Annotated in this window: 10 tRNA genes; all 10 read right to left on the bottom strand. The window is 49.8% G+C overall.

What is annotated here, in order from left to right:
- Window positions 1–98: 98 nt before the first annotated feature.
- Window positions 99–172, bottom strand: a tRNA-Ile gene (locus PVE40_RS12775).
- A 49-nt stretch (window positions 173–221) separates the two neighbouring features.
- Window positions 222–295 (bottom strand) — tRNA-Met (locus PVE40_RS12780).
- A gap of 28 nt (window positions 296–323) precedes the next feature.
- Window positions 324–397, bottom strand: a tRNA-Pro gene (locus PVE40_RS12785).
- Between the two features lie 7 nt (window positions 398–404).
- A tRNA-Arg gene (locus PVE40_RS12790) sits at window positions 405–478 on the bottom strand.
- Between the two features lie 12 nt (window positions 479–490).
- Window positions 491–576: transfer RNA gene (locus PVE40_RS12795), tRNA-Leu, on the bottom strand.
- Between the two features lie 59 nt (window positions 577–635).
- Window positions 636–707 (bottom strand) — tRNA-Gly (locus PVE40_RS12800).
- 3 nt (window positions 708–710) lie between these two features.
- Window positions 711–783 (bottom strand) — tRNA-Thr (locus tag PVE40_RS12805).
- A gap of 5 nt (window positions 784–788) precedes the next feature.
- Window positions 789–870 (bottom strand) — tRNA-Leu (locus PVE40_RS12810).
- Between the two features lie 23 nt (window positions 871–893).
- Window positions 894–966: transfer RNA gene (locus PVE40_RS12815), tRNA-Lys, on the bottom strand.
- A gap of 42 nt (window positions 967–1,008) precedes the next feature.
- Window positions 1,009–1,081: transfer RNA gene (locus tag PVE40_RS12820), tRNA-Val, on the bottom strand.

Below are 1,081 nucleotides of genomic sequence, written 5' to 3' on the forward strand. Positions count from 1 at the left end.
TTTGAACCCTCGCGCCGCGTTAACGACCTACACCCTTAGCAGGGGCGCCTCTTCAGCCACTTGAGTACTTCCCCAAACAACCATATGTAGTAGATAAATGGACCTTGCAGGACTCGAACCTGCGACCGGACGGTTATGAGCCGTCTGCTCTAACCAACTGAGCTAAAGGTCCAGGCTTTTTATAAGCTTACCTTATCTAAACGATCCATTTTACTCCATAATAGCGGCGAAGGGGATCGAACCCCCGACCTCCCGGGTATGAACCGGACGCTCTAGCCAGCTGAGCTACACCGCCAAACTAATTAATCAACAAAAAAGTTGAATCGGGAAGACAGGATTCGAACCTGCGACCCCTTGGTCCCAAACCAAGTGCTCTACCAAGCTGAGCTACTTCCCGAAAAAAATGCACCCAGCAGGAGTCGAACCTGCAACCGCCTGATTCGTAGTCAGGTACTCTATCCAATTGAGCTATGGGTGCATAAAAAAATAATGCCGAGGATCGGGGTCGAACCGATACGGTGATCACTCACCGCAGGATTTTAAGTCCTGTGCGTCTGCCTGTTCCGCCACCCCGGCATGTTACTACTATATTAATAAGATAAAAAGTTGCATCCATAAGTATCAAGTACTTATGAAGCGGAAGACGGGGTTCGAACCCGCGACCCCCACCTTGGCAAGGTGATGTTCTACCACTGAACTACTTCCGCATATGCCGGCTAAAGGATTTGAACCCTCGACCCTCTGATTACAAATCAGATGCTCTACCAACTGAGCTAAGCCGGCATAAGTGCGGGTGAAGGGACTTGAACCCCCACGCCTTGCGGCGCTAGATCCTAAATCTAGTGCGTCTGCCAATTCCGCCACACCCGCGTTTCCTTATTCAATTAAAGGAATGAGTCATGCAGGGCTCGAACCTGCGACCCTCTGATTAAAAGTCAGATGCTCTACCAACTGAGCTAATGACTCAAACAAAAAAGATGGTATTATTTATAATGAGCTTGCGCTCAATGGAGGTTGACGGGATCGAACCGCCGACATCCTGCTTGTAAGGCAGACGCTCTCCCAGCTGAGCTAAACCTCC

The organism is Jeotgalibaca caeni (assembly GCF_028863945.1).
GTDB classification, from domain to species: domain Bacteria; phylum Bacillota; class Bacilli; order Lactobacillales; family Aerococcaceae; genus Jeotgalibaca; species Jeotgalibaca caeni.